The sequence below is a fragment of the Acidobacteriota bacterium genome, from assembly GCA_009691245.1.
In the GTDB taxonomy this organism is placed as follows: domain Bacteria; phylum Acidobacteriota; class Terriglobia; order 2-12-FULL-54-10; family 2-12-FULL-54-10; genus SHUM01.
Map to the genome: position 1 here is coordinate 169,734 of SHUM01000001.1, position 22,099 is coordinate 191,832.

Genomic DNA, 22,099 nt, shown 5'->3' on the forward strand with positions numbered 1-22,099 from the left:
GCTGGTGGCGTTTCCCTGATAGAGACGCCTTGCCAGCCCCTTTCTTTCTGTTATTTTGTTCATTTCATTTGGTGTTAATATTGTTTAAGACGGGGTAATTGGTCTACTCACGCCGTGGGCGTGAGGTGCTGGATGCTGTCCCAAGGCGACGGATATCAGCGAGCTGTCTTAACGTGTTGCGCAGGCAGCGCGATGAAATCAAAGTTCATATTATCCAAGGAGGCATCTTACGATGTCAGCTAGATTGCACACGGCCCCACTTGCTGTAACGGCGGCGATTCTCGCCACACTGGCTTTCGCTACGTTCTGGGTGATTCGTGGCGGGTCCGTACAAAATTCAGAATTAGCCAAGAACTCCGAAGTCGCGCGCCGCGGTGGCTCAACGCAGTTGGTGGGCGTTACACCCATGCAGACGACGGGTGGAGAAATGTGTGAATGGATGCCGGCCAGCGCCAGCGCTTCCATGTCGGCAGCGATGCTGCAGTCCGCTCCGGCGGCTGGCGGCGCCGCTTCCGTTCATCTGGACCGCGCGCCGGTTCGCGAATTGAAGGACACCTACCCAACTTACAGCGCCATCGCGCAGGACGCCCGCACCGGCGACATCTTCATGCAGGACGAAAATCTGTTCGGCATCCGTGTGTTCGACCGCAATACCAACACACCTCCCAACGCCGCGTTCTCCGAGCCCAAGCGTTATTTGGGCGGACACAACACCAAGCTGGAGTTCAATTGTGGTCTGTACATTGACCCCAAGACCGGCGACATCTATTCGGTGAACAACGACACCACGGATTTGCTGGTGATCTTCGAGGCCAAGGCCGAGGGCGATGTCAAGCCCAACCGCGAGTTGAAGACACCGCACGGCACCTACGGCATCGCCGTCGATGAGGAAAAGGGCGAGATGTACATGACGGTGGAGCACACCAACTCGATCGTCGCCTATCCCAAAGCCGCCAAGGGAACCGACAAGTTCCTGCGCGAAATTCGCGGCCTGAACACCAAGCTGGCCGATCCGCACGGCATTTCGCTGCACACCAAAAAGAACTTGATGCTGGTTACCAACCACGGCAACACGCTCGAGGGAACCGCGCCCACCTACGGAAAATTCCTCCCGCCCTCCATCACGTTCTATCCGATGGACGGCGTCGGCAACATCGCGCCGGTCAGGACCATTGCCGGTCCCAAGACGCGCTTGAACTGGCCCGCGCACATCTGGATTGATGAGGCGCGCGAGGAGTTTTACGTGGCCAACGACGCCGATCATTCCATCCTGGTGTTCGGCATGGACGATGATGGCGACGTGGCACCGCGCCGCATGATTCGCGGACCCAAGACGCAGATCCGCAATCCCATGGGCGTCTTCGTCGATTTGAAGAACGATGAGCTGTGGGTCTCCAACATGGGCAACCACCGCGCCACGGTTTACGCGCGCACGGCCAACGGCGATGCCGAGCCCAAGCGCGTGATCCGCAGCGCCCCGACCGAGAAGATCGCGCAAGCCATCGGCAATCCCGGCGCCGTGGGTTATGACAGCAAGCGCGAAGAAATTCTCGTGCCCAACTGAGTGGCTCACCCGCAAATTGCGGTTTTCGCCAGGCTGGCGAAAGAAAACTCCCCAACCACCCGTTTGCTGGCAGGCCAGAAGACTTATCTGAGCCGCACCATGCATGACGTACGCTACGATCCCGTCAATGACGAGATGCTGGTTACCAATCCGTTTGCCCGCGCGATTCTGGTTTTCCGCGGCGGAGCCGATGGCGAGGAAGCTCCCGTGCGCATCATTCAGGGCTCCAACACCATGCTCGGCGATCCCAAGCGTTACGCCGGCGGTCCCGATCGCGTCGAGGTTAATCCTGTTCACAACGAAATCTACGTTCCTGACGGCTCGCGCGTATTGGTTTATGATCGCCGGGCGACCGGCAACGTCGCGCCCATCCGCGTGCTCGAAGGCCCTGATACGCTGCTGGACGATGAAGGCACATTGGCCATTGATCCAATCAACAACATCTTTGCCGTCGCGCAGGATACGGTCCTGGCCGGCGCCACGAAGATGGCCCACATCCTCACCTTTGCCCGTATGGCGGCGGGCAACACCAAGCCGCTCGGTGAAATCGCCGGTCCAAAAACGGAGATCATCCGCATCAATCAGTTGCAGATGCATCCGCCGAAGGGCTGGATTATTGCAGCGCAGCCTGGATTCATTGATGTTCAGAAGCCGGAAGGCGTATTCATCGGCGTCTGGCACATCAAGGACAAAGGCGATGTCGCTCCCCGCTTCAAGATCGGCGGCACAGCCAAGGGCGTAATGTTAAAGCCTCGCGGCGTGGCCATCAACGTCAAACATAAAGAGCTGCTGGTGGCGGACATGCGCTTGAACGCCATCCTCACCTACTCGGTTCCTGAACTTTTCTAACCTGATTCGATAAACATTAAAGGCCCGCGGATGATTCCGCGGGCCTTTGTGTTTTATCAGAGCCGCGACCGGAGGGGAGCGATGGCCCCGGTAGCTCGTGATGTTCGCGCGACCTCTCCCTTCCCGTCGCGGCTCGATCAGATCATCGCAGATCGCTGGCTCGCTCCACCAGCGCGACGGCGTGCGCGGAAGCAAGATTCGGTGTTACGCCCTCACTGGTCTTGGCCTTCACACTGACCCGGGCGGGATCAATGCCCAGCGCGAAAGCGATCCGCCGGATGATTTCTTCCATGTGCGGCGCGAGCTTTGGTTCGTCCAGCACCACCACTGAGTCGATATTGCCAATACTCCAGCCGGCGTTGGTGATCAGTCGCCGCGTGTGTTCCAGAAATGTCAGGCCCGGCGTGTTCTTCCATTGCGGATCGTTGTCTGGAAAGTGTCGGCCAATATCCCCGAGCGCGACGGCACCCAGCAGTGCATCGACGATGGCATGGCAGAGCACATCGCCATCGGAGTGTGCGATGGGCCCACGCGGCGCAGGCAGCGCGCAACCGGCCAGAACCAGCGGCAAGCCCTCGGCTAGCCGATGAGTGTCATATCCGATCCCGCAACGCGTGTGAGTAGTTGGGTTGTTCATGATTTCCAGGCGCCCTTTTCGTCGCTTTCTTTCGCCGCCGCTCTCTCTTGATCGAGGTAGAAGCGCGCCAGTTCCAGATCAGGCGGCGCGGTGATCTTGATGTTGCGTGGCGAGCCGACTACCACGGTGACTTCGGCCCCCAGTCGCTCCACCAGGCTGGCCTCATCGGTACCTGTGTACTGGTCCGAGCGGGCGCTATCGAAGGCTTCCATTAACAGTCGGTAGTGGAACACCTGTGGCGTCTGCGCCAGCACAATCCGCTCGCGGGGAATGGTCGCCGTGATCCGAGTGCGCTCCACCTGTTTGACGGTATCCACGCACAGCACGCCGAGAATGCTCGCCTTCGTGCGCGCGGCCTCGGCGATCACCGAGGATATTTCACTGACCGAAACAAACGGGCGCACGGCATCATGTATGGCGACCAGCGCGGTGTCGGCGGGCAGAGCGCGCAGAGCATTTTCCACCGACTGCTGCCGGCTGTCGCCGCCCTTCACGATGGTGATCTGCTTGCTGATTTTCGCCAGGCGGACCATCTCAGCGATCGCCGCCTGATCCTCCTCGCGAGCCGCGAGGTAGATGGCGTCCACGTCGGCGCAGGCATCAAACTTCCGCAGCGTGAGCGTCAGGATGGGTTCGCCATCGAGGCGTAGGAACTGCTTCCGCGTGTGCCCCATGCGCACGCCTAGCCCAGCCGCCGGAATGATGGCGATCACTTTTCCGTATGCGCTCATCTCAGTAATTCATCACTTGTACAGGCTGTCGATGTAGCCGCTCGTGTCCAGCTCCTTGATGAAGCTGTCGTCGTAGAAGTCCTCCACCTTGAACCGGCGCATTCCGGCGGTGTTGTAGAGCTCCATCACCTTCTTGATTCCCGGCACGTGTGGATAAGGCTTGCGCGGCAACTTGGTCATGTCGCGGAACAGTAATTCCTGCTGCTCGCGGTCATTGATGCCGTACCACTTGTTGATGGAGCTGAAGACCACCGTCTTATTCTGCTTGAGCATGGCGATGGCCTCCACCGTGGCGCGCAGGAAGCGGCGAACGGTGTCGGGGTTTTCCTGCACCCACTTGCGCGAGGCCGTAACGCCGGAGCCAGGAATGGGGATGTTGTATTGACTCAGGTCCACCAACGCGCGATGGCCCTTCGACAGCGCCATGGTGTAGACCAGCTCATCGGCGACGAAGGCGTCGACGGTGCGGTTCTCAAAGGTGTCCAGAGCCAGCGCATTTTCCATCAGGGCGAGATCCTGATCCGGGTTCCAGCCCATGATCTGCGCGAAGGCCAGCGCCTCAAAGTGGGTCATCGCGCCGAAGCCGGAGTAGCCGAGGCGCTTGCCCTTGAGCTGCTCGATGGAGGTGATGTCCTTGTGTGCCACGATGTGCCAGCGAACAATATGGTCGGTGGAGGCGAGGATGATGCGGTCGCCGGCGGTGGCGTCGGTGGCGCGACTCACGGTCATGGGCGAGCCGCCGCCGATGGAGAAATGCACTTGGTTACTTTGCCCGATGCGGTCCTTGGGGATCATCACTCCCGCACGCGCGGCGCGCGCCGCCGCGCTGGCGGTGATGAACTGCTCGACCTCCAGACCGTGCTTCTTGAAAATCCCAGCATCCTGCGCTACCGTGAAGATCAGTTTATTCAGCGAGACATCGCCCAGGCTTACGCGTACCTTGATCAGCTCCTGAGCGTGCGCGGGCGGGGACATTACAGCCAGGGCAAGCATGGCTCCCAAAAATAAAATGGCCAACCGTTTGATCGACATAGTGGCATCTCCCTTATTGATACTTTTGGTTGTCATTCTGAGCGTAACGAAGAATCTGCTTTTTCCCAACGCCCAAAGTAAAACAGATCCTTCGCTATGCTCAGGATGACAGCGATTGTGTAACGTAAAAGGGCGGGCTGGCCAGCTTATGCCGGACAGCCCGCCTTATTATTACACAGGGTTGAAATCAATGCTTAGCCTTCGCCGCCCAGCTTGAACTCCTAGTGGGTGAAGAAGAAGCAGGTGGCTTCCGGCATCATGTCCATGAGTTCCATGACCACCAGGCCGTTTTGCGCATTCACCTTCACGGGCTTGGACGCTGGATCTTTAGCGGAGGTCACAATGGTGTTCATGCGTACGGCGTAGGGCTTGGCTTCGAGCGTGACCTGAAACAGGAGGTATGCAACCAAGCCGTCCGGCAGCCCTGCTGCCGCTTTGGCATCAGGCAAAGCGGCGGTAACGGTGAGCTTAGAACGGGTAACGCCTTTGTCGTCGGTCTTGCCTTCCGTTACGACTCCCTTTACGTCGGCGCCGGATTCCTCCGCAGCCACGCCGGGCGAGAGCTTTTGAAACTTCAGCGTGTTGCTGACGAAGTCGATGTCTACCGTGATCTCCTTCACCGGCATCTTGGGGTCCGGCGTGTAGTAGAGAGGCAGCATGAGCATCGACCCCGGCGTTCCGGTGATTTCGCCCACGGCGACACGCGGCGCGGGCGGAGGAGGTTCTTCCTTCACCGGCGCAGGTTTCGCTTCCGGACCGCCCATCTGCATTTGCGCCATGGCCAGAGGCGCGCTCAGCAGCGTTAATGCAATGCTAAGATAAAACCGACTTCTGCAATTAGTGTTTGATCGAATCATGCTTTCCTCTTTTTAGACAATCTAGTCAAGAATCTCCGGTCTAGTTAAACATTTCGGGGAAATAGAAAGTCATCACCGAATTCAAGCGCTTATCGCTGGCGATGATGCTCTTGTTCTTTTCATCGATGGCCACGCCGCGCGGCATCTGAAAAATGCCGTTCGGTCCGCCGATGGTCCACAGCGGAGGATTGTTGCCGCCTTCCGCGTAGCTCCAAATGCCCAGGTAGGATTCCGGACCAGTCAATGCCTCACCCGTGGGACGGTTGGTTCCCAAAATCAGTTTCTTCTTGGGATAGACCGCAAAAGGACCGCCCAGCGACCGGGGTCCGCCGACCATCATCTTGGGAGCCACGTTGCCGTTGTCGGTGCGGTTGAAGATGCGGAAAGTAGTGCCACCACCCCCGCCGCCGCCGCCGAAGCCACCGCCACCGGCCACGATGATCAAGTTATTCAGCGCATCGCCCGCCACGGCGGCCGCGCCGAGGCCGGTGTTCTTGCCTTCGAGTACGCGGATGGGAGCGGTGTCGCCATTGGCACGCCGGTCGAACACCAGCAGGTAATCGCCCTGTGGGACGTATATCTCGTTGGCCACCGCGTTCAGGCCCAGACGATCCGGGTCCGTCAGGCGTGTCTTCGAGCCTTGAATCACGCGCACCGGCGGCTCCTGTCCGTTAGCCGCGCCGCGGAACGTGAGAATGGCCTGCGCGAATTGCTGCGGCACGATGAACTCGTCGTTGACCTCATCGTAGGAGATGGCGTGCATGGTGCGACCGAGCAGCGTCTTCTGGCCTTCAATCTTGCGGACGGGCTGAGAGTTCTGGTTCGCCATCCTGGCGAATACCGCGATCTGCGGATGGGCCACTCAGTTAGGCACCAGAATATGTTCGCGCTTGGTGTCGTAGGCGACCGGATGCGGGTTGCCGATGCCCAGCGCCGGCTCGCCCAGCGGTCCGGAACGAATGATGCGCAGCGGAGCGATGTCGCCGCTGGCGCCGAGCGGATAGACCGTCGCCGAGTGGTTCATGAAGTTCGCGGCCCAGACTTCCTTGTTCTTGGCATCCACCCAGACGCCGGTGGGATTGCCCAGCATGGTTTTCGGTCCCTGGATTTTGCGCTTCGGGGCCACGTCTCCGTTGGCGGTTACGTCAAACACCAGCAGCGAGCTGTCCATATCATTGGCCACGTAGAGCTCGCCGTTCACTTCATCCACAGCCAATCCCGTCGGCCAGTTCATTTGGGTCTTGGGGCCGGTGATAACGCGGAGGGGAGGCACATCGCCCTTGGCCTTCAGGTCGTGGACGATGATCGAAGGCGGCAGGCTGCGGCCCGAACCGGCGATGGCGTTCTCGCGTTCCAACGGCCAGTTTTCCTTCGGGGCGTTTCCGCGGCCCCTGCCCAATTCGCCCGCTTCGCGCGGCTTGCGCGAGCTGACCGCGCCGTGGTTGGTGATGAACATCCAATTATTCTTGGTGTCGAGCGCGATTCCGTGCGGGTCGGCCAATCCCGTCTTCTCGCCCTGTAGAAGTCGGATGGGGGACTCATCCTTGGTAGCGTATTTCTTGAACACGACCATGGAGCTGTCGTGCTGTAGCGTGAGGAACATCTCTTCGGCGGCCTCATGCACAGCGATGCCGAATGTCCCGTGCGGCGTGTAAAGCTCGCGCGTAGGCGGCACATCGCCCTTGGCCTCGCGGCTGAAGATGACCAGCGTGTCCACCGTGTCATTGTTGACCGCGTAGATGTCGCCGTTCTTGGGGTCGATGTAGAGTCCGCACTGAAACTCAATCTTGGTGTGATCGCCGGCCAGCACACGCTTCGGCTCGGTCATTCTCGCCGACGGCGGGGTATTGGCGGTGCGGTCATATACCAGAATCTGGAAGAGGTTCTCGTCGGTCAGAACCACTTCGTTGTTGATGGGATCGACAGCCACGGAACTGTAAGCGGCATAAGGATCACGAATCGTGCGAATCGGTTTCAGGTCGCCGCGGTTGATCGCCTGACGTGCAGTTGTGGAGGCGGTGCGCTGATCGGCGCGTTGCTGCAAAGCCGCGACCAACTTCTCCTCAGCGCTCGCTGGCATCCACTCGCACATGGGCGCGCCGTCAACACCGGGCATCTGGTCGATTGACACCAGTTGAGCCTGGCCGGTCGCCCGGCGGGCCAGCGCTTTTGCCGGATTAATGGACGCCTGCTGGCTGCTCAGGAACACTCCGGTTGCCAGGAGCGCCGTTAGGGCCATTGCCCAAAGGGTTGCGACACTGAATCGGATTTCTGGACGAATCATTTCACTTTTACGCACGGACATAAACGGGGGCCTCCATGCCATTAAAAAAAACGAGCAATATGAACAAGCGAAACTCCCGCAATTCTATCAGATACAGCGGGTTGGACGCCAGCGTTTTGGGGACTAAAAGCGCAAGTCCCGGCAGGCAGTGGGGGAACTGGAGATGCTGCTCCGGCGAGTACGCCGAGCCGTTCCAGTTAGTCATGCCCATTGTGATGCGACTGGCGTCAAATTGGGTGTCTCGCCAGCACCAGGATGTTAGCGACTGCGTTGGCTACAGTCCGCCGTAAACGATCGTGCCGCCTACGATGGTCGCGGTTACGGTCATCTTGTCGATCTGGCTATCCGGCACGGTCAGGAAATCCGCGCCCAGCACGGCCATGTCGGCGCGCTTGCCTTTTTCGATGGAGCCGAGCATCTTGTCTTCGTCTATGTAGCGCGCCGCCCACAGTGTCTTCATGCGCAATGCCGTCGGGCGGTCAATGGCCTGGTCGGGGCCCCAGACGCGGCCCTTGTCATCCTTGCGCGTGATGTAGTGCTGCATTTCTTCCCACGGATCAACGCCCTCGATGTGAACCTTGAAGCCTCGCTTGATCAGCTCCGGCACGGGTTGGATGTCGTGGATGCGGTCGCCGTAAAGTTCCGCCGCATTCGCCGGGTTCTGCCACATCTTGCCGAGACCCTTGCGGAAGTCGAGCTGCTCCATCTTGGGATAGAGCCGCGCGTCCCAGAATAGATTGTGATCGAGGCCGAAGGGGCGGAACGTCTGCTTCATCACCATGTCGGGCTGATTCAGTCCCGCCTCGATGCCGTCGAGCCATATCTTGGTCGAGAGGTCCCCGACGTTATGGATGCCGATGCTGTTCCATCCATACTTGGTGGCCACCAGCAGGTTGTTCCACTCCGTGAGACTCTTGTCGATCTTGGGATCGTCAAATTGGTTGTTGTGCGGACCATAGCCGATCCAGGTGTTCTGCCCGTGTCCGGGGAAGGCCAGCCCGCCGGAGCGAAGTTTAGCGTCCAGAGTAAGCGCGCTGCCCGTGTCGGCGTTGCCGTCCATCGCCGCCAGGCCCGCGCCCACGATCTGCACCATGTCGCCGAGGCCAAAGTCCACGATGTTGCCCAGCCGCCGCAGATAGGCTTCCGCGTTGGGGTTCTGGCGCAGGAAGTCATGGGCCGCGTACACGCGCATGGTCAGCTCATTGCGGTGGTAAAGAATGTTCACTACCGAGAGTGCGAAGCCCTGCGTATGGGCCACCATCGAGGTGATGCCCTTCTTGCTCAGGTTCTCGAACATGTCCTTCTGCTCTTGCAGCATGGCTTCGTCGATCCTGGGCCACGGTCGCAGGTCCCAGCCCGCCACGCCCATCGCGTGTCCGTAGATCTGCCCGTTGGGACGCCCGCTGGTGTCCTTGATGATGGATGGGTGGTTCATGCCGCCCGGTGTGGATGCCGCCACTTTGTCGAGCATCAGGGTATTGACCACCATGTCGAACGATGTGGTGTTGATGGCCACGGGATGGCGCGGCGAGATGGGGTCGAGGTCGGCGCGGGTCATGGCCATGATGTCCGGCGCCTCGTCCGGCGGTCGGATGTAGATGGGCTGCCCGGCCGGCTGTGTCTCAACATATCGCTTCACGGCGTCGAGCAACTCTTTCTTGGTCTTCAGGTCCCGCATGGTGCCCAGCACCTTGCCGCCGATCAGCGTCTCCTTGTAGAGATTGCCCGCGATCATGTCGTTGTCGGCGTCGGTGGCGACAAAGCCGGGGATGACCGTGCGCCCCTTCAGATCGAACACCCTCGTCTCGGGCCCCTTCAAGCGCAGCACGTCGGCGTCGCTTCCCACGGCCAGAAATTTGCCGTCGCGCACCGCCACGGCCTGCGCCTTCGCGAAGCTCTCATTCACGGTGAGAATGTTTCCATTATGGAAAATCGCCTGCGGATAGGAGAGCAGCTCCGCCGGCACGCTCTGCGCGGGAGCAGATTCCAAGGCGAGCAGGGAGGCGATCAGGGCAAAACAAATGGCGAGCGATTGCTTGCGTATCATGCGATTCCTCCAATGACGTATTGCAACTAATGCGTGAAGAAGAAGCAGCCGACGATGACCGGCTCCTGCGTGATCTTCACCAAGCCGTACTCCACCTGCGCCTGCGGGCTGTCGGGCAATATCGGCTGATCGTCGATCCACGCCTCGGGGTTAATGCGAATCACCTGGTCGGGAGCTGGGTCAGCGACTTTGAAAAATAACGTGGCGATCTGGCCGCTGGGAAACGCCGCGTCACTTCCGGCGGGCATCTCGAAATTCATTTCCAGCATTTGTTCGTCGCCTGCCGCCTGGCTCCCAGCGGCCTTCATCTGGAGCTTCACGCGCCGCGAGAGATAGGCGTCTTCCATGCGCACATAGGACAGCACCTCGCCGGGAAACGGGAAACGCGCACGCAGCCTCTTCACATTGCCCGTGCCGGACTTCTGCGCGAACAGCACCATGAGACTGACTTCATTGCCGGGTTGGACAAACGCCTTGCTAAAGCTAAGCGTGTAATCCGTCTCGCGCGGCGGCGGGGCGTCGTCAGGTGAATACGCATCCTGCCCCCGCGCCACCGCGCAAATCAGAGCGAACGCAGCGAAGCCATACAGTAGCGCCCGGCCCGAACGAGTAAGAATCTTCTGCATTTCGACCCTGACCCCCATCTACAACGTGCCGTAGACAATCCTGCCATCCACCACTGCGGCGACCACCGGAATCTTGCCGATCTGATTCTCCGGGATGGTCATGTAGTCCGCGCCAAGTATGGCCAGATCGGCCTTCTTGCCCTTCTCGATGGAGCCGATAATTTTTTCTTCGCCGATGTAGCGCGCCGCCCACACGGTAACCATCTTGAGCGCGGTAGGCCGGTCAATGGCCTGGTCCGGTCCCCAGACGCGCCCGGCTTTGTCGCGCCGCGAAATGTAGTTCTGCATCTTCTCGAAGCTGGCGTCCTCCATGTGAACCTTATACCCGCGCGAGATCAGTTGCGGCACGGGCTGCACATCATGAATCCTGTCGCCGTACAGCTCGACCGCCTTCTCGGGATACTGCCACATCTTCCCCAAGCCGCGGCGCACGTCGTTCTTCAGCATCAACGCGGTGTTCTTGTCATTCCAAAACATGTTGTGGTCCAGGCCAAACGGGCGGAAGCGCTGCGGCATGACCACGTTGGGATCATTCACCGCCGCGTCGATGGCCTCCAGCCACACCTGTGTTGCGCCATCGCCGACGTTGTGGATGCCCGTGGTATTCCAGCCATAGCGAACGGCCACCTGCACGTTCTCCCACTCGGTCAGATTGCTCTTCACGGCGGCATCGTCCCAACTACCGGTATTCTCGCCGAAGCCGATCCACTTGTTCTCGCCGTTTGGCTTGAAGCCGTAGCCGCCGGAGCGAACTTTCGGGTCCAGCGTCAACGCGCTGCCGATGTCGCCATTGCCGTCGGCGGACGCGAGGCCCGCGCCGACGATCTTCACCATGTCGCCCAGGCCGAAGTCCACGATGTTGCCCAGCCGCCGCAGATAGGCCTCCGCGAAGGGATTCTGGCGCAGGAAGTCATGAGAGGCGTAGAGGCGCATGTCCAGCTCGTTGCGATGGTAGATCACGTTCACCACCGAGAGCGCGTAGCCCTGCGTGTGCGCCACCATCGAAGTGATGCCGCGCTTGTGCAGGTTGGTGAACATCTCTTTCTGTTCCGCGATGGCCTTCTCGTCGATCACCGGCCATGGGCGGATGTCCCAACCCACTACGCCGGTGGCCTGTCCATAGAGCTGCCCGTTGGGCTTGCCGCTCGCGTCTTTGATGATGCCGGGATGCTTTTCGCCCAGGGGCATGCGCTCAATCACGCGGGCCAGCATCGACGAATTGACGATCATGTCGGAGGAAGTGATGCTCAGCACCATCCCGTTCTTCTGGCTAACCGCGTCCAGGTCCTTCGCCGTCAGTCGCAGAGAGTCCATGCTCTCTTCCTGTCCGCGCAGGAAAATATCCTCGCCCGCCGGACGCTTGGCGACGACGGCGGCAATCTCCTTGAGGACTCCGGCGCGGTCGAGCGACTTCACACCATCGCCAAGCTGGCGATTGATGAGCGTGTCTTTATAGAGATTGCCCGCGACCAAGTCGTTATCGGCATCGGTCATAATCATGCCCGGGATAACCGTCTTGCCGCCCAAGTCGATCACCCGGGTCTCTGGACCGCGCAGCGCAAGCGCTTGCGCGTTAGTGCCCACCGCAAGAAACTTGCCATCGCGGATGGCCACGGCCTGTGCCGTTGTAAACTGCTCGTCAGCGGTAAGGATTTTGCCATTGGTGAAAATAGTCTGCGGATAGCTGATCAACTCCGCGGGAACGCTCTGCGCCCCGGCGAGCTGACATATCCCCGCCATGGAAATAGCCAGTCCAAAAATGACGGCCAATGATTTTGGCATGTTGTTGGTCATAGTTCCTTCCTTTTGCCGATATAAAGTTTTGCCCCGCTCGCCTCTTGCCTGCGCCGGGTGAGTCGGGGCGCACCGCAAGAGTATACTCAAGCCCCGCCGTAATTTCCATTTCTGAAGCTGGTAGTTAGACGTGGCTTCGCCGCTGTGCGTTGCGCCGCTTGGAGATCATCTGAAGCAATTGCCGAATTTCCCGCGAGGCGCGAATCTGCTCCAGTGACTTGCGCGTCTTGCGCCGCCAATTGGGCACATCGGGAGAACTGGTGCCCGCGCCGGTTCCGGGAATGTTCTGTGGAGCGTCCTCCAGCCACAGGTCTTCCAGATTGATGAGCGCTGTTTTCGCCGGACTGCTGCCCAGATATTCCAGGCAGTGCGGTAATAGTTTGCCGGCCTCCGATCCGGTTTTGGCGCGAAGGGCGAAGTGGCGCGCCAGCGCGGCCACGGTTTTGCGCCGTCCCAACTTCTCCGCTGCCGCGCGCTCCCGCGAAAAAACGCCGAGGCGTTCAAAATCATCCACGTCGCGGCCCGCGACGTAGCCCGCGAAGGGCGGTGTGTCATGCGTGTTGAGGCTGGCCACGTCTGTTTGCGACGGAGCGCTGATCGGCGTGCGCGCGTTGGGCGAAACGGCGAACTGGAAGACGTAAAGCCCATGCGTCTGATGCCGTTTCATCGCCCGGTTCACCGCGGTGGGAACGGTGCCGAGATTTTCGCCGGCGATCACGGTGCGGGCGCGATGCGACTCGATGCTCAACACCGCGTACATCTCTTGGTGCGGATATCCCACGTAAACGCCCTGGCGCGTGTCGATCCCCTCTGGAATCCAATAGAGCCGGTGCAGTCCCATTACGTGATCGATGCGCAGCAAGCTGGCGTGCCGCATGTGATGTTGCAGGCAGTCGCGCAGATAGCGATACCCGTCGCGCCGGTTGGCCTGCGGGTCGAGCGGAGGAAACTCCCACTTTTGCCCATTCGGGAAGAGACCGTCGGGCGGTGCGCCCGCCGATGCGCGATGCGCGAACAAGCTCTGATGCCGCCAGACGTCGTATCCCTCCGGATGAACGCCCAAGGGAAAGTCCAGATACAGACCGTCTGCGCCGAGCGCTGCGTCGGAATTCCTGCGCGCGGCAGAGGACTTCGATATTTTTCCTAGCTGCCCTTCGGCCAGCCACTGGACATATTGGTGATAGACGACGCGCGCCGCTGCGGCATCGCCCGCCGTGATACATCCACTGCGCGGACGCGTCGGCCATTCGGTCCACGGCTCACTCCGCTGTTCCTGCAATGCGCGAAAGCGCGCGTAGTCCTGCAATTGCGGATGGGCTGATACGTAGTCGCGGAAGGCCTTGGAGCGCGTCGATTGAATGGAATTCCGATGCGTGCCGACATGCTCTGCCATAGCCTCCAACACGGTGCGCTTCAGGGCCATAGCCCGGCGGTAGTCCACCAACGGGGCGGAGCGAATCTCGCGAATCTGTTGCTGCCATGCCGTGGATTCAACGATCTGCAGCGCCGCACCTCGGTGCGTTGCAGAGGATTCGCTGAATTCCGGCTCGCTTGTGGGGTCTACATACAGCTCGTTCCAAAACAGGCGACTGATGGGTTTATAGGGGCTGGGCTCACAAGGTTCATCTAAAAAACTGGCGAGCAGGGGTAAGGTGCCGGTCAGCGCGCCGCCCATCTCGCGCACCCATCTGTGCAGCTTTCCTAGGGAAGAGAAGTTGCCCGTGCCCCAATCCCCCCGCGAACGCAGTGCGTATAAAGGGAGAAAGGCTCCCCACTTCTGCTGTGGCGTACCGGGTGGCGAATAGCAGCGCACGGGCGCGGCGATCACCAGCGTTTCGAGTGCATCGCTCCTATGCCCTGAATGCGTAATATCCAGCTTCAAGTGGTGGTAGCCGATGGGCAATCGCAGGCTGGGATTCAGACGTAGGGTACCAGCAGCGGCATGGGTGGCGGGCGAAGGTGTGAGCGCGGACGGTGGCAAATCCCGTTGCAGTGTCTCGCCGCTTTCCAGATGCAGCGTCAATCGGATTACACCGTGAGTTGCGGCGGAGGTTCGTTGCGCTGGAAGCTGCAACGCGATGCGCGACAGCCGGCCATCCCAGGAGATTTGCACGGGCGCAAGCGGTTCGCGGACAAGCTCCGCACGACGCGCGCGGATCGCCTCACGGGTCTCAGCCACGCCGGATAGCGCTGCGCCCAGCGCTTGCAGCGTGCCAATCAGCGCGTCCGTCGAGGCCGTCTGATGCTGCCCAAAGCAGTCGCGATAGGAAGTTTGTATATTATACAGCGCGGCCAATTCGCCGAGCGGCGGAAGAACCGAGCGCCGGGCATGGACCCGCGCATGGGTCGAAGAAGAGGTCATGGCTGGGCCGCGCTACTGGATCTGCCGGAGCGTGCTACTTAATCTGGTGGATCAGTTTTTCCAGAAATTTCTGCTGTTGCAGCGGCGTGCGCAACTCGCCCTCGATGAGCGCGAAGAAATAGGCGTCGAGAATCTTAGCCATGCGTGGCGAGCCCGGTACTACACCTTTTTCCGCGATCTCCTTTTCGGGCAGTTGTGAGCGCAACGGGAGATGCTTCTCAATGTAAGTCTTCAGCCGCGCCTGCACCTTGGCCGGCGCCGCCGCGGGATAGCCCGCCAGCAGGATCAGTAAATGGTCGGGCGCGGCCTTCGAGAGCAGATGGAAGGCTTTAGTGGGGGAGTTGCCATGCGTCCCTGATAGCTCTTTCGATAACTTCTTGGCCGCTGCTTCCAGCTTGTCCGGCAGCGCCGCATCCGTCGTGCGGAGTTGCAGGCGCTTCTGCAGTTTGGCCCGCTCCCCCGGTGCCAGCTTGCGCGTCAGTAGACGCAGGAACAGTGGGAACGATGGCGCGCGCATGTCATGCAGCGCCAGCATCAGAGCGGCCTTATTGATCTTGGTGATTAGCTGCCAATCGATGGAAGTCCTGTGCAGTTTGGAGCTCAATGCTGACAGCAGTTTTTCCTTTTCGAGCGTGCGCAGCAATTCCACCGGATGCGGCTCGCGGGCCCACTGGCGTATCTCCAAGCCCAGGCTTTCTCCGGAGGCTGACTCCAGTGTGTCGGTCGAGCGCGCGTTCTGAAACATCGCATTGGTTTTTGCGTCGAGCGCGAATCCGAGACGAACGCGGAAGCGCACGGCGCGAAACAGCCGCACCGGGTCAGCGAGGAAGCAGTAAGGATTCAGCGCGCGAATCTCGCGCTTCTCCACGTCGGCCACGCCGTTGGTGGGATCGAGTAACAATCCGCGTGAATTGGGAGTCAGCGATACCGCGATGGCGTTCATGGCGAAGTCGCGCCGCTTCAGGTCGGCAACAATAGGAGCGGGCGAGATGGTCAGCGCCCCGGACTTCGACCGGCTCTCCGTGCGAGACATGCTGATGCTGGCTGGCACGGCGCCGGGCAGCCTCAGTTCAGCCGATTGCAGCGCGGCATTTTCGCTGACTATCGTCGCGCCCTTCTTTGTCAACTCCTTGGCCAGCTTGAGCGCCTTGCCCTCGACAATGAAGTCGAGATCGTCTATGGGCAGTCCGGCGACCAGATCGCGAATGGTCCCGCCACCCAGATAGATGTTGATGCCGACGGCCGCAGCCGTCTTCTCAACCAGCCCCATCGCCTGCCATTGCCGCTGGCTTAATCGGCTTTCCATCAAAAAAAGGTAGTCACTCATTGGCTATCAAACTCCCGCTTCAAATTGTCTTGTCGCATGTACCCACTACGCCCTTGGATGGTGCTGCTTGTATATTTCCTGCAGGCGGTCAGTCACCACGTGCGTGTAGATTTGCGTAGTGGTGATGTCGGCGTGGCCGAGCATCATCTGCAAGGACCGCAAGTCGGCGCCTCCGGCGAGCATATGCGTCGCAAAGCTGTGCCGCAGCAGGTGCGGCGTAACCGGTATGGTGATTCCGGCCAGCTTGCCCGCGCGCGTCAAGGTGATCCACACCGCCTGCCGCGTCATGCGATTGCCGCGCGTACTCAGCAATAGCCACGGTGCCTGCTTGCCCTTGCGCAGATGGTCGCGTCCCTCGGCCTGATATTTTTCTACCGCATCACCAGCCGGCTTACCCATGGGGATGATGCGCTGCTTGTTCCCTTTGCCCGTGGCGCGAATACAGCCGCTGTTCAGGTCCAGGTCGGCAACCTTCAAATTGATCAGCTCGGAGACGCGCAGGCCACTTCCGTAAAGTAGCTCGATGGTGGCGCGGTTGCGCAGACCCTCGGGCGTTTTCCTGTCCGCGACTTGCAGCAATGTCGCGACCTCAGCCACGCTCAGGTGCTTCGGCAAGATTTTCCAGCCGCGCGGCGACTGGATATTCTCCGTGGGATTGTTGGTGACGATCCCTTCCCGTTGGAGGTGCAAATAAAATTGCCGGAGGCTGACGATCTGCCGAGCAACCGTGCGGTTGTCCAGACCACTTTCCTCGAGAAAACCGAGGAAGCTTCTTACTCCCGCAATGCCGCAAGCTTCGACAGTCACTCGCGACCGTACGAGGAATGCGGCGAACTTTGCGAGGTCGCGTCCGTAGGCCTCCACGGTGTTAATCGCCAAGCCCTTTTCCACGCGAAGGTGGCTCAGAAAACTTTCGACCTGTGCCGGTATTTCCACTTGGGTTGCCGTTATTCCGCCTGCTAACCATATTACAAATCATATAGTTAGAATAAATGTCCTGATTGACAACAGTCGCTGGCCATACTAGCATATTGGGGGTGGCGTGTAAACTGGAAAGGCAATCTTTGGATGCAAAAATGGCGATAACCTGTTGAATCGACTAGCCGCGGAGGGCCGCACTCGGGCGGATGTAGTTTTGTAAGTTATTGATTATAAAATATTAAATTGATTTATCGCCCGCATGGCTGTGGGCTGTGAAGCTCATTTAAGGAGTGGATGCATGAGGCTTAAAGTTATAGCGGAGCGGCTAGGTTGCCAGCTTGAGGGGGACGGCGAGGTAGAGATCAGCGGAGTCAATAGTTTGGAGCGGGCCACCGCCTCGGAGCTGAGTTTCCTCGCCAATCGGAAGTATACGCCGCTGCTGAAGACCACGCACGCTGCTGCCGTACTGATTCTCCGGCAGATGGCTCTGGAGCCCCCGCCGCCGTGGGTCGCCCTGCGTTGCGACGACCCCTACACGATGTTCGCTCGGGCGTTGGAACTGTTTTACCAGCCGCCGCGCCCGGTTGCCGGAATTCACACCACGGCGGTGATAGCACCATCGGCGCGAGTCGGCGAGGGCGCCAGTATCGGGCCATACGTGGTCATCGAAGATGGCGTCGCGATCGGCGACCGCTGCACGCTCCACGCGCATGTGGTGATCTACAGCGGCGCGCAGATCGGCGACGACTTCACCGCGCACAGCCACGCCGTGGTGCGCGAGCATTGCCGCATCGGCCATCGCGTGATCCTGCAGAACGGCGTGATCGTCGGCGCCGACGGCTTCGGCTTCGCCAAGCAGCCCGACGGCACGCACTACAAGATCGTCCAGTCCGGCTCGGTGGTCATCGAGGACGATGCCGAGATACAAGCCAACGCCTGTATTGACAGGGCTACGGTGGGCGAGACGCGCATCCGCCGCGGCGCCAAGATCGATAATTTGGTTCAAGTCGGCCACGCCTGCGACGTGGGCGAGGACTCGATCATCTGCTCGCAGGCGGGACTGGCGGGCAGCACCACGCTGGGCCGCAACGTGCTGCTCGCAGGACAAGTGGGCGTGGCCGGGCACCTCACGCTGGGCGACAACGTGATCGCCACGGCGCAGGCCGGCATTCCATCAGACGTTCCGGCCAACACGATGGTCTCCGGCTATCCCGCAATCGAGAATCGCCTGTGGCTAAAGTGCGCCGCCGCCTTCCGCCGCCTGCCGGAGATGTTCGAGAGCGTGCGCGACCTCAAGCGCCGCATAGCCACGCTGGAGGAAGGCAGATAGCTCTCGCTAAGTCCCCCGGAGAGGACGAAGGTGAGTGGAAGTTTTGACGGGGCAGAGTCCCCGACCGAGTTGCCTTCGCCTCTCCCCCAAACCGTCGGCGCTTGCCCGTTAGCCGCCTAAAATTGAGCTGACAAATTGCCCAAATTTTCCACTCTGCCCAAAGTGCAAACGTTTACGGAATCGCCCACAGTTACCAACTTTGCGGTCGCAAAATCCCGCTAATTTCCCGCCGTAAATTCACCGAAAGTTGCCTGACAGATTGCCCAACCTGACCAACTTTGCGGCCCCGCCGCGCCGGATTTTGCGCCCTTACCCGCGCGCCCACATGACAAATTTTCCAAATTATCCACAGCGACCAAATTTACAAAATTTTCCACCATCCAAATCATCGGCCAAATCATCGGCGGAGTAAGAATCTACAGCCCGCCAAAATTTTCCAAAGAATGAGCTTGCAAACCGGGCGGCAATTCACTCCGAAGGAACCTGCAATGCCTGAATGTCCGATGGATTCGCATAAATTAGAGGAAACGTCCCGTCCCCGGTTTCTTCCGTGAGAACCGCGAATCTGACCGCCACGCGCGCCTGGTCAGGGCGTGTCGAGCGGGTGCCTCAGGGTGGAAGCCAGCGCAGCATCGCTGTAAAGCTGTGCTTGACAAATGGTAAGTATTGCTTTACGGTAGTCCCTGATGATCAGGAGTTTCAAGCATCGCGGCCTGAAATGGCTCCATGAACGCGACGACCGGAGCGGAATACGGCCTGATCTGCTGGAAGATATCGAGGATATTCTTGGCCGTCTCGAACAGGCTGCTACGCCGCAAGCGCTCAACCTCCCCGGTTATCACCTTCATCCCCTGAAAGGTGACTTGAAGGGGTTCTGGTCTGTTACCGTGAGAGCCAACTGGCGCATCATTTTTCGTTTTGACGGGGAAGACGCCTGGGACGTGGAGCTGATTGACTACCACTAGAAACTACTGGAGCCTGCAAGAGAAGGAGATGACATTATGCCGATGAAAAATCCACCGCATCCGGGACGCAGCATACAAAACGCGTGCCTTGTGCCTTTGGGATTGTCCATTGCCGCAGGGGCAAAAATTCTCGGCGTCACTCGGCAGGCGCTCAACAACGTCATCACCGGCAAGTCCGGCATCAGCCCGGTGATGGCGATCCGGCTCACCAAGGCGTTTGGCAGCACGGAGGAGACGTGGTTGCGGATGCAGCTTGCCTACGACCTGGCGGCAGCCCGCAAGAACCAGAGCCATATCAAGGTCCACCGCCAGCACGCCGAAGAATTGCGCGCGCTCTAACGCCGCATACTTCTCCGGCAAGGCCGGGCAAAAGGGCATGGGCCTTTCGGAACTTTTGACTGAAGTCCTTGAGCGCGATATCGAAATCAACGAGGCCCTCATGTGGACGGAAACGTCCCGTCTGTCCCCGGGTTTCCGGTTTCCCCGGTTTCCCGTTCGGCATCAATTGTACCGGCGAGCACGCACGTGAGGATTAGTACGTCCATGCATTTTGATTGAACAGTTCCACTTCTTCCGGTTTAACCTCTTCTTCGGCTTCGCCCGCATCTGCTACGAGAATCTTTGTGACTTCCATGGCCTGATTCAGTGCATTGTTGGAAATCCAGCTACATTCCCATAACTGTGGCGACCCTCCGTTCACTATCTGGCAAATGGGCTCGTCGCTTTCGAAGTTGATATCAACCGCATTTGGTTTGGTGACGCGCTGTAGCCAAATTTCGAGGTAGCCGTTGTACGGGACGCGTTTCATCTTATCCCGTACTTTTGTCCACAGGTGCACTTTTTCTTGACTCGGTGCAAACAAAATCAGATGACTCAAAATTGCAGCTACAGCCGGGAACGTTGCCGGCGAAACAAAAGCGATATCAGTTGCAATGGCGACCTGTACGTCTAGATCGTCAGGAGCGTCCTTCTGATTAAAAATATCAGTGTAGAACTCGCTCAGCAACCTCCGAAGAGCTACGCTATTCGGGAATCGCTGTCCGAAAGAGTGCAGTCTCATTAACTGCTTTTGCATCGTCTTGGCGTTTGACTTTCCGAGATATGGGAGCTCGATGCCGGCCAGCTTGTCCGGTTTGATGGACCCCTCGACAACGTTTCTACAAACGAACGTTTTTGATACGCCAAGCTTCATGCCCACTGCTCGCAACTTGTCGCTCACGATCTTGAGAACTGCCTCCGCTCGCTCGTCGCTATTGGCAAAAATCCTATAGTCATCTCTGTATCGGAGTATTCGGATATCCTTACTGTCCCGGAATTCAAGATTGATCTGTTCATCGACATAACCAAGAACGATCTCCGCCACGAAATCCATGAGGACAGAACCCTGAGAAATCCCATTGGTTTGCCCGTAGCGACCAGCTTGGATGTGTGAATCGATCTTGTTGCCAAGGAGAGAGTTCGTGTCCTGCTTTCGCTTGGCTTCATCTAACCCGTGCAACGCCCAGGAAATACTATGCGTGTACAGCGAACCGTAGCAATCGGTTACATCGGTTTGGAGTAGATGACTGAATTCCAATGAATAGGTAAGTGATCGTTGCTCTACGCTCTGCCACCAGCTTCTTACCTGAGTTGCAACATCCGTTTGATGGTCGACCGATATCACCGGGGCGCTGCAGCACTCGATTACACCACCTTCAAATTCGCGCAGACGTGTTCTGATGTCTTCCCAATTTGCTTGCTCGCAGATGGTATTTACCAAGGAAACATAAATGGCCGGATGTATAAGCTCCAAAGGGCGCCAAGCGAACTTGCCGTCCTTATTGGCAATGAAGTTGTAATTGACGTTCGAGACAATGCCTGGTTTACAAGCCTGAAATTGACCGTAGTTGCCGCCGTTAAGTATGGCAGCAACTTCTCTCAAAATTGGCTCGAAGCTGATGTACCAAGGTAAATCCTCCTTGAAGTAACTGCTGCCCTTCAAGAAATGGACTCTTGCCTCTTCGTTGGAAAGTTAAATTAATCGCCTCATGAACCTGCAAGCCTTCCAATGATGCCGAACTATTGAGAAACCGGGGACAGAGAAACCGGGACCAGCCGGGACGTTCCCCGGAGTTCTCCAGTGGCCTTCATTATATACCCGCTGCTGAGGCTATTCCGCGGCGCGTCCGAGCGCTTCATGCAACAGAGATTTCACGATGGTCTGGTATCGCAGACATTTGGCCACGGCCATGCGGCGTAGAGCCGCAGGGAGAGACGAGACGTTTTCCTGCTCTCCATCCCTGAAAGGGATGCACAGGATAGCCGGGGGCAACGCCCCCGGTAACACAACCCTACCGCGCCGACCCTGTAAGGGTCGCACAGACTCCAACAAATTTCAGTTTCCCGGTACCGGGCGATTGGTGCGACCCTTTCAGGGTCGTTGGTTGTTTTGTGGATCGTTCCCCGTCCGAGGGCGTTGCCCCCGGCTATACTATGATTCCCCTACGGGGAATTTTTTTGGAATCAATTATCAAGCGGCGCTCCCCTTCGGCGAAACCGGGACACGAAACTGGGTGGGCGCGAAACCGGGGACAGGACGTTTGCCTGCGGTGAGGTTTTCGCAGGGAATTCCTCGGCGCGGCCTCGGCCTCGGGATGTGGTATATTGGCTGACGGTAATCTTACAAGGAGCGTTATGGAATCATTCACAATTGTATTGATCGTTTGCTGGTTGCTGCTAATGTCCACCTTCGCGACCATGTACGTGCTCGACGAAAAGGTGAAGGCGGCGCGGC

The 22,099-nt window shown here is 59.0% G+C and carries 17 protein-coding genes and 1 pseudogene; 5 read left to right on the forward strand and 13 right to left on the reverse strand.

Annotation, left to right across the window (positions count from 1 at the left end; translation table 11 throughout):
- Positions 1 to 232 precede the first annotated feature (232 nt).
- Together EXQ56_00740 and EXQ56_00745 are read left to right on the forward strand one after the other, a co-directional pair.
- The gene (locus EXQ56_00740) at positions 233 to 1,564 is read left to right on the forward strand and encodes a hypothetical protein (GenBank protein MSO18986.1); all 1,332 of its coding nucleotides are present in this window, start codon (positions 233 to 235) and stop codon (positions 1,562 to 1,564) included.
- The gene (locus tag EXQ56_00745) at positions 1,565 to 2,413 is read left to right on the forward strand and encodes a hypothetical protein (GenBank protein ID MSO18987.1); all 849 of its coding nucleotides are present in this window, start codon (positions 1,565 to 1,567) and stop codon (positions 2,411 to 2,413) included.
- A gap of 142 nt (positions 2,414 to 2,555) precedes the next feature.
- Here the strand turns inward: EXQ56_00745 and ispF are convergent, their stop codons facing one another.
- The 12 genes from ispF to xerD all read right to left on the reverse strand — a co-directional run bounded on the left by ispF (position 2,556) and on the right by xerD (position 17,061).
- On the reverse strand, positions 2,556 to 3,050 hold the full coding sequence (gene ispF, locus EXQ56_00750; GenBank protein MSO18988.1) for a 2-C-methyl-D-erythritol 2,4-cyclodiphosphate synthase: 495 nt from the start codon (positions 3,048 to 3,050) through the stop codon (positions 2,556 to 2,558).
- A complete protein-coding gene (gene ispD / locus EXQ56_00755; protein MSO18989.1) occupies positions 3,047 to 3,781 on the reverse strand; it encodes a 2-C-methyl-D-erythritol 4-phosphate cytidylyltransferase in 735 nt (244 codons plus the stop codon). Before ispD ends, ispF begins: the two co-directional genes overlap by 4 nt.
- 12 nt (positions 3,782 to 3,793) lie before the next feature.
- Positions 3,794 to 4,849, reverse strand: coding sequence for an ABC transporter substrate-binding protein (locus EXQ56_00760; protein ID MSO18990.1), 1,056 nt, complete (start codon positions 4,847 to 4,849; stop codon positions 3,794 to 3,796).
- Positions 4,850 to 5,034: 185 nt separating this feature from the next.
- The gene (locus tag EXQ56_00765; GenBank protein ID MSO18991.1) at positions 5,035 to 5,592 is read right to left on the reverse strand and encodes a hypothetical protein; all 558 of its coding nucleotides are present in this window, start codon (positions 5,590 to 5,592) and stop codon (positions 5,035 to 5,037) included.
- Between the two features lie 118 nt (positions 5,593 to 5,710).
- Positions 5,711 to 6,532, reverse strand: coding sequence for a hypothetical protein (locus tag EXQ56_00770; protein MSO18992.1), 822 nt, complete (start codon positions 6,530 to 6,532; stop codon positions 5,711 to 5,713).
- Entirely contained in the window at positions 6,533 to 7,975 is a 1,443-nt protein-coding gene (locus EXQ56_00775; protein ID MSO18993.1) for a hypothetical protein, read from the reverse strand.
- 253 nt (positions 7,976 to 8,228) lie between these two features.
- Positions 8,229 to 10,001, reverse strand: a complete 1,773-nt coding sequence (locus EXQ56_00780) for a hypothetical protein (protein MSO18994.1) — start codon at positions 9,999 to 10,001, stop codon at positions 8,229 to 8,231.
- A gap of 26 nt (positions 10,002 to 10,027) precedes the next feature.
- Positions 10,028 to 10,627 carry a hypothetical protein gene (locus tag EXQ56_00785; protein ID MSO18995.1) on the reverse strand — a complete coding sequence of 200 codons (600 nt, stop codon included), beginning with the start codon at positions 10,625 to 10,627 and terminating at the stop codon, positions 10,028 to 10,030.
- An 18-nt stretch (positions 10,628 to 10,645) separates the two neighbouring features.
- On the reverse strand, positions 10,646 to 12,421 hold the full coding sequence (locus tag EXQ56_00790; protein MSO18996.1) for a hypothetical protein: 1,776 nt from the start codon (positions 12,419 to 12,421) through the stop codon (positions 10,646 to 10,648).
- 124 nt (positions 12,422 to 12,545) lie between these two features.
- Positions 12,546 to 14,783: a 4-alpha-glucanotransferase gene (gene malQ, locus EXQ56_00795; protein ID MSO18997.1), complete on the reverse strand. Its 2,238-nt coding sequence runs from the start codon at positions 14,781 to 14,783 to the stop codon at positions 12,546 to 12,548.
- A 34-nt stretch (positions 14,784 to 14,817) separates the two neighbouring features.
- A complete protein-coding gene (locus EXQ56_00800; protein ID MSO18998.1) occupies positions 14,818 to 16,110 on the reverse strand; it encodes a CCA tRNA nucleotidyltransferase in 1,293 nt (430 codons plus the stop codon).
- A gap of 45 nt (positions 16,111 to 16,155) precedes the next feature.
- Positions 16,156 to 17,061, reverse strand: coding sequence for a site-specific tyrosine recombinase XerD (xerD, locus tag EXQ56_00805; GenBank protein ID MSO18999.1), 906 nt, complete (start codon positions 17,059 to 17,061; stop codon positions 16,156 to 16,158).
- A 268-nt stretch (positions 17,062 to 17,329) separates the two neighbouring features.
- Here xerD and lpxD point away from each other — a divergent pair, with 268 nt between their 5' ends.
- From lpxD to higA, 3 genes are all read left to right on the forward strand, one after another.
- Positions 17,330 to 18,361, forward strand: coding sequence for a UDP-3-O-(3-hydroxymyristoyl)glucosamine N-acyltransferase (gene lpxD, locus EXQ56_00810; GenBank protein MSO19000.1), 1,032 nt, complete (start codon positions 17,330 to 17,332; stop codon positions 18,359 to 18,361).
- Positions 18,362 to 19,047: 686 nt separating this feature from the next.
- Entirely contained in the window at positions 19,048 to 19,326 is a 279-nt protein-coding gene (locus EXQ56_00815) for a peptidase (GenBank protein ID MSO19001.1), read from the forward strand.
- Positions 19,327 to 19,362: 36 nt separating this feature from the next.
- Positions 19,363 to 19,665 carry an addiction module antidote protein, HigA family gene (gene higA, locus EXQ56_00820; protein MSO19002.1) on the forward strand — a complete coding sequence of 101 codons (303 nt, stop codon included), beginning with the start codon at positions 19,363 to 19,365 and terminating at the stop codon, positions 19,663 to 19,665.
- A gap of 193 nt (positions 19,666 to 19,858) precedes the next feature.
- On the opposite strand, the pseudogene EXQ56_00825 reads toward higA, so the two are convergent.
- A pseudogene (locus EXQ56_00825) lies at positions 19,859 to 21,355 on the reverse strand (RNA-directed DNA polymerase).
- Between the last annotated feature and the right edge of the window lie 744 nt (positions 21,356 to 22,099).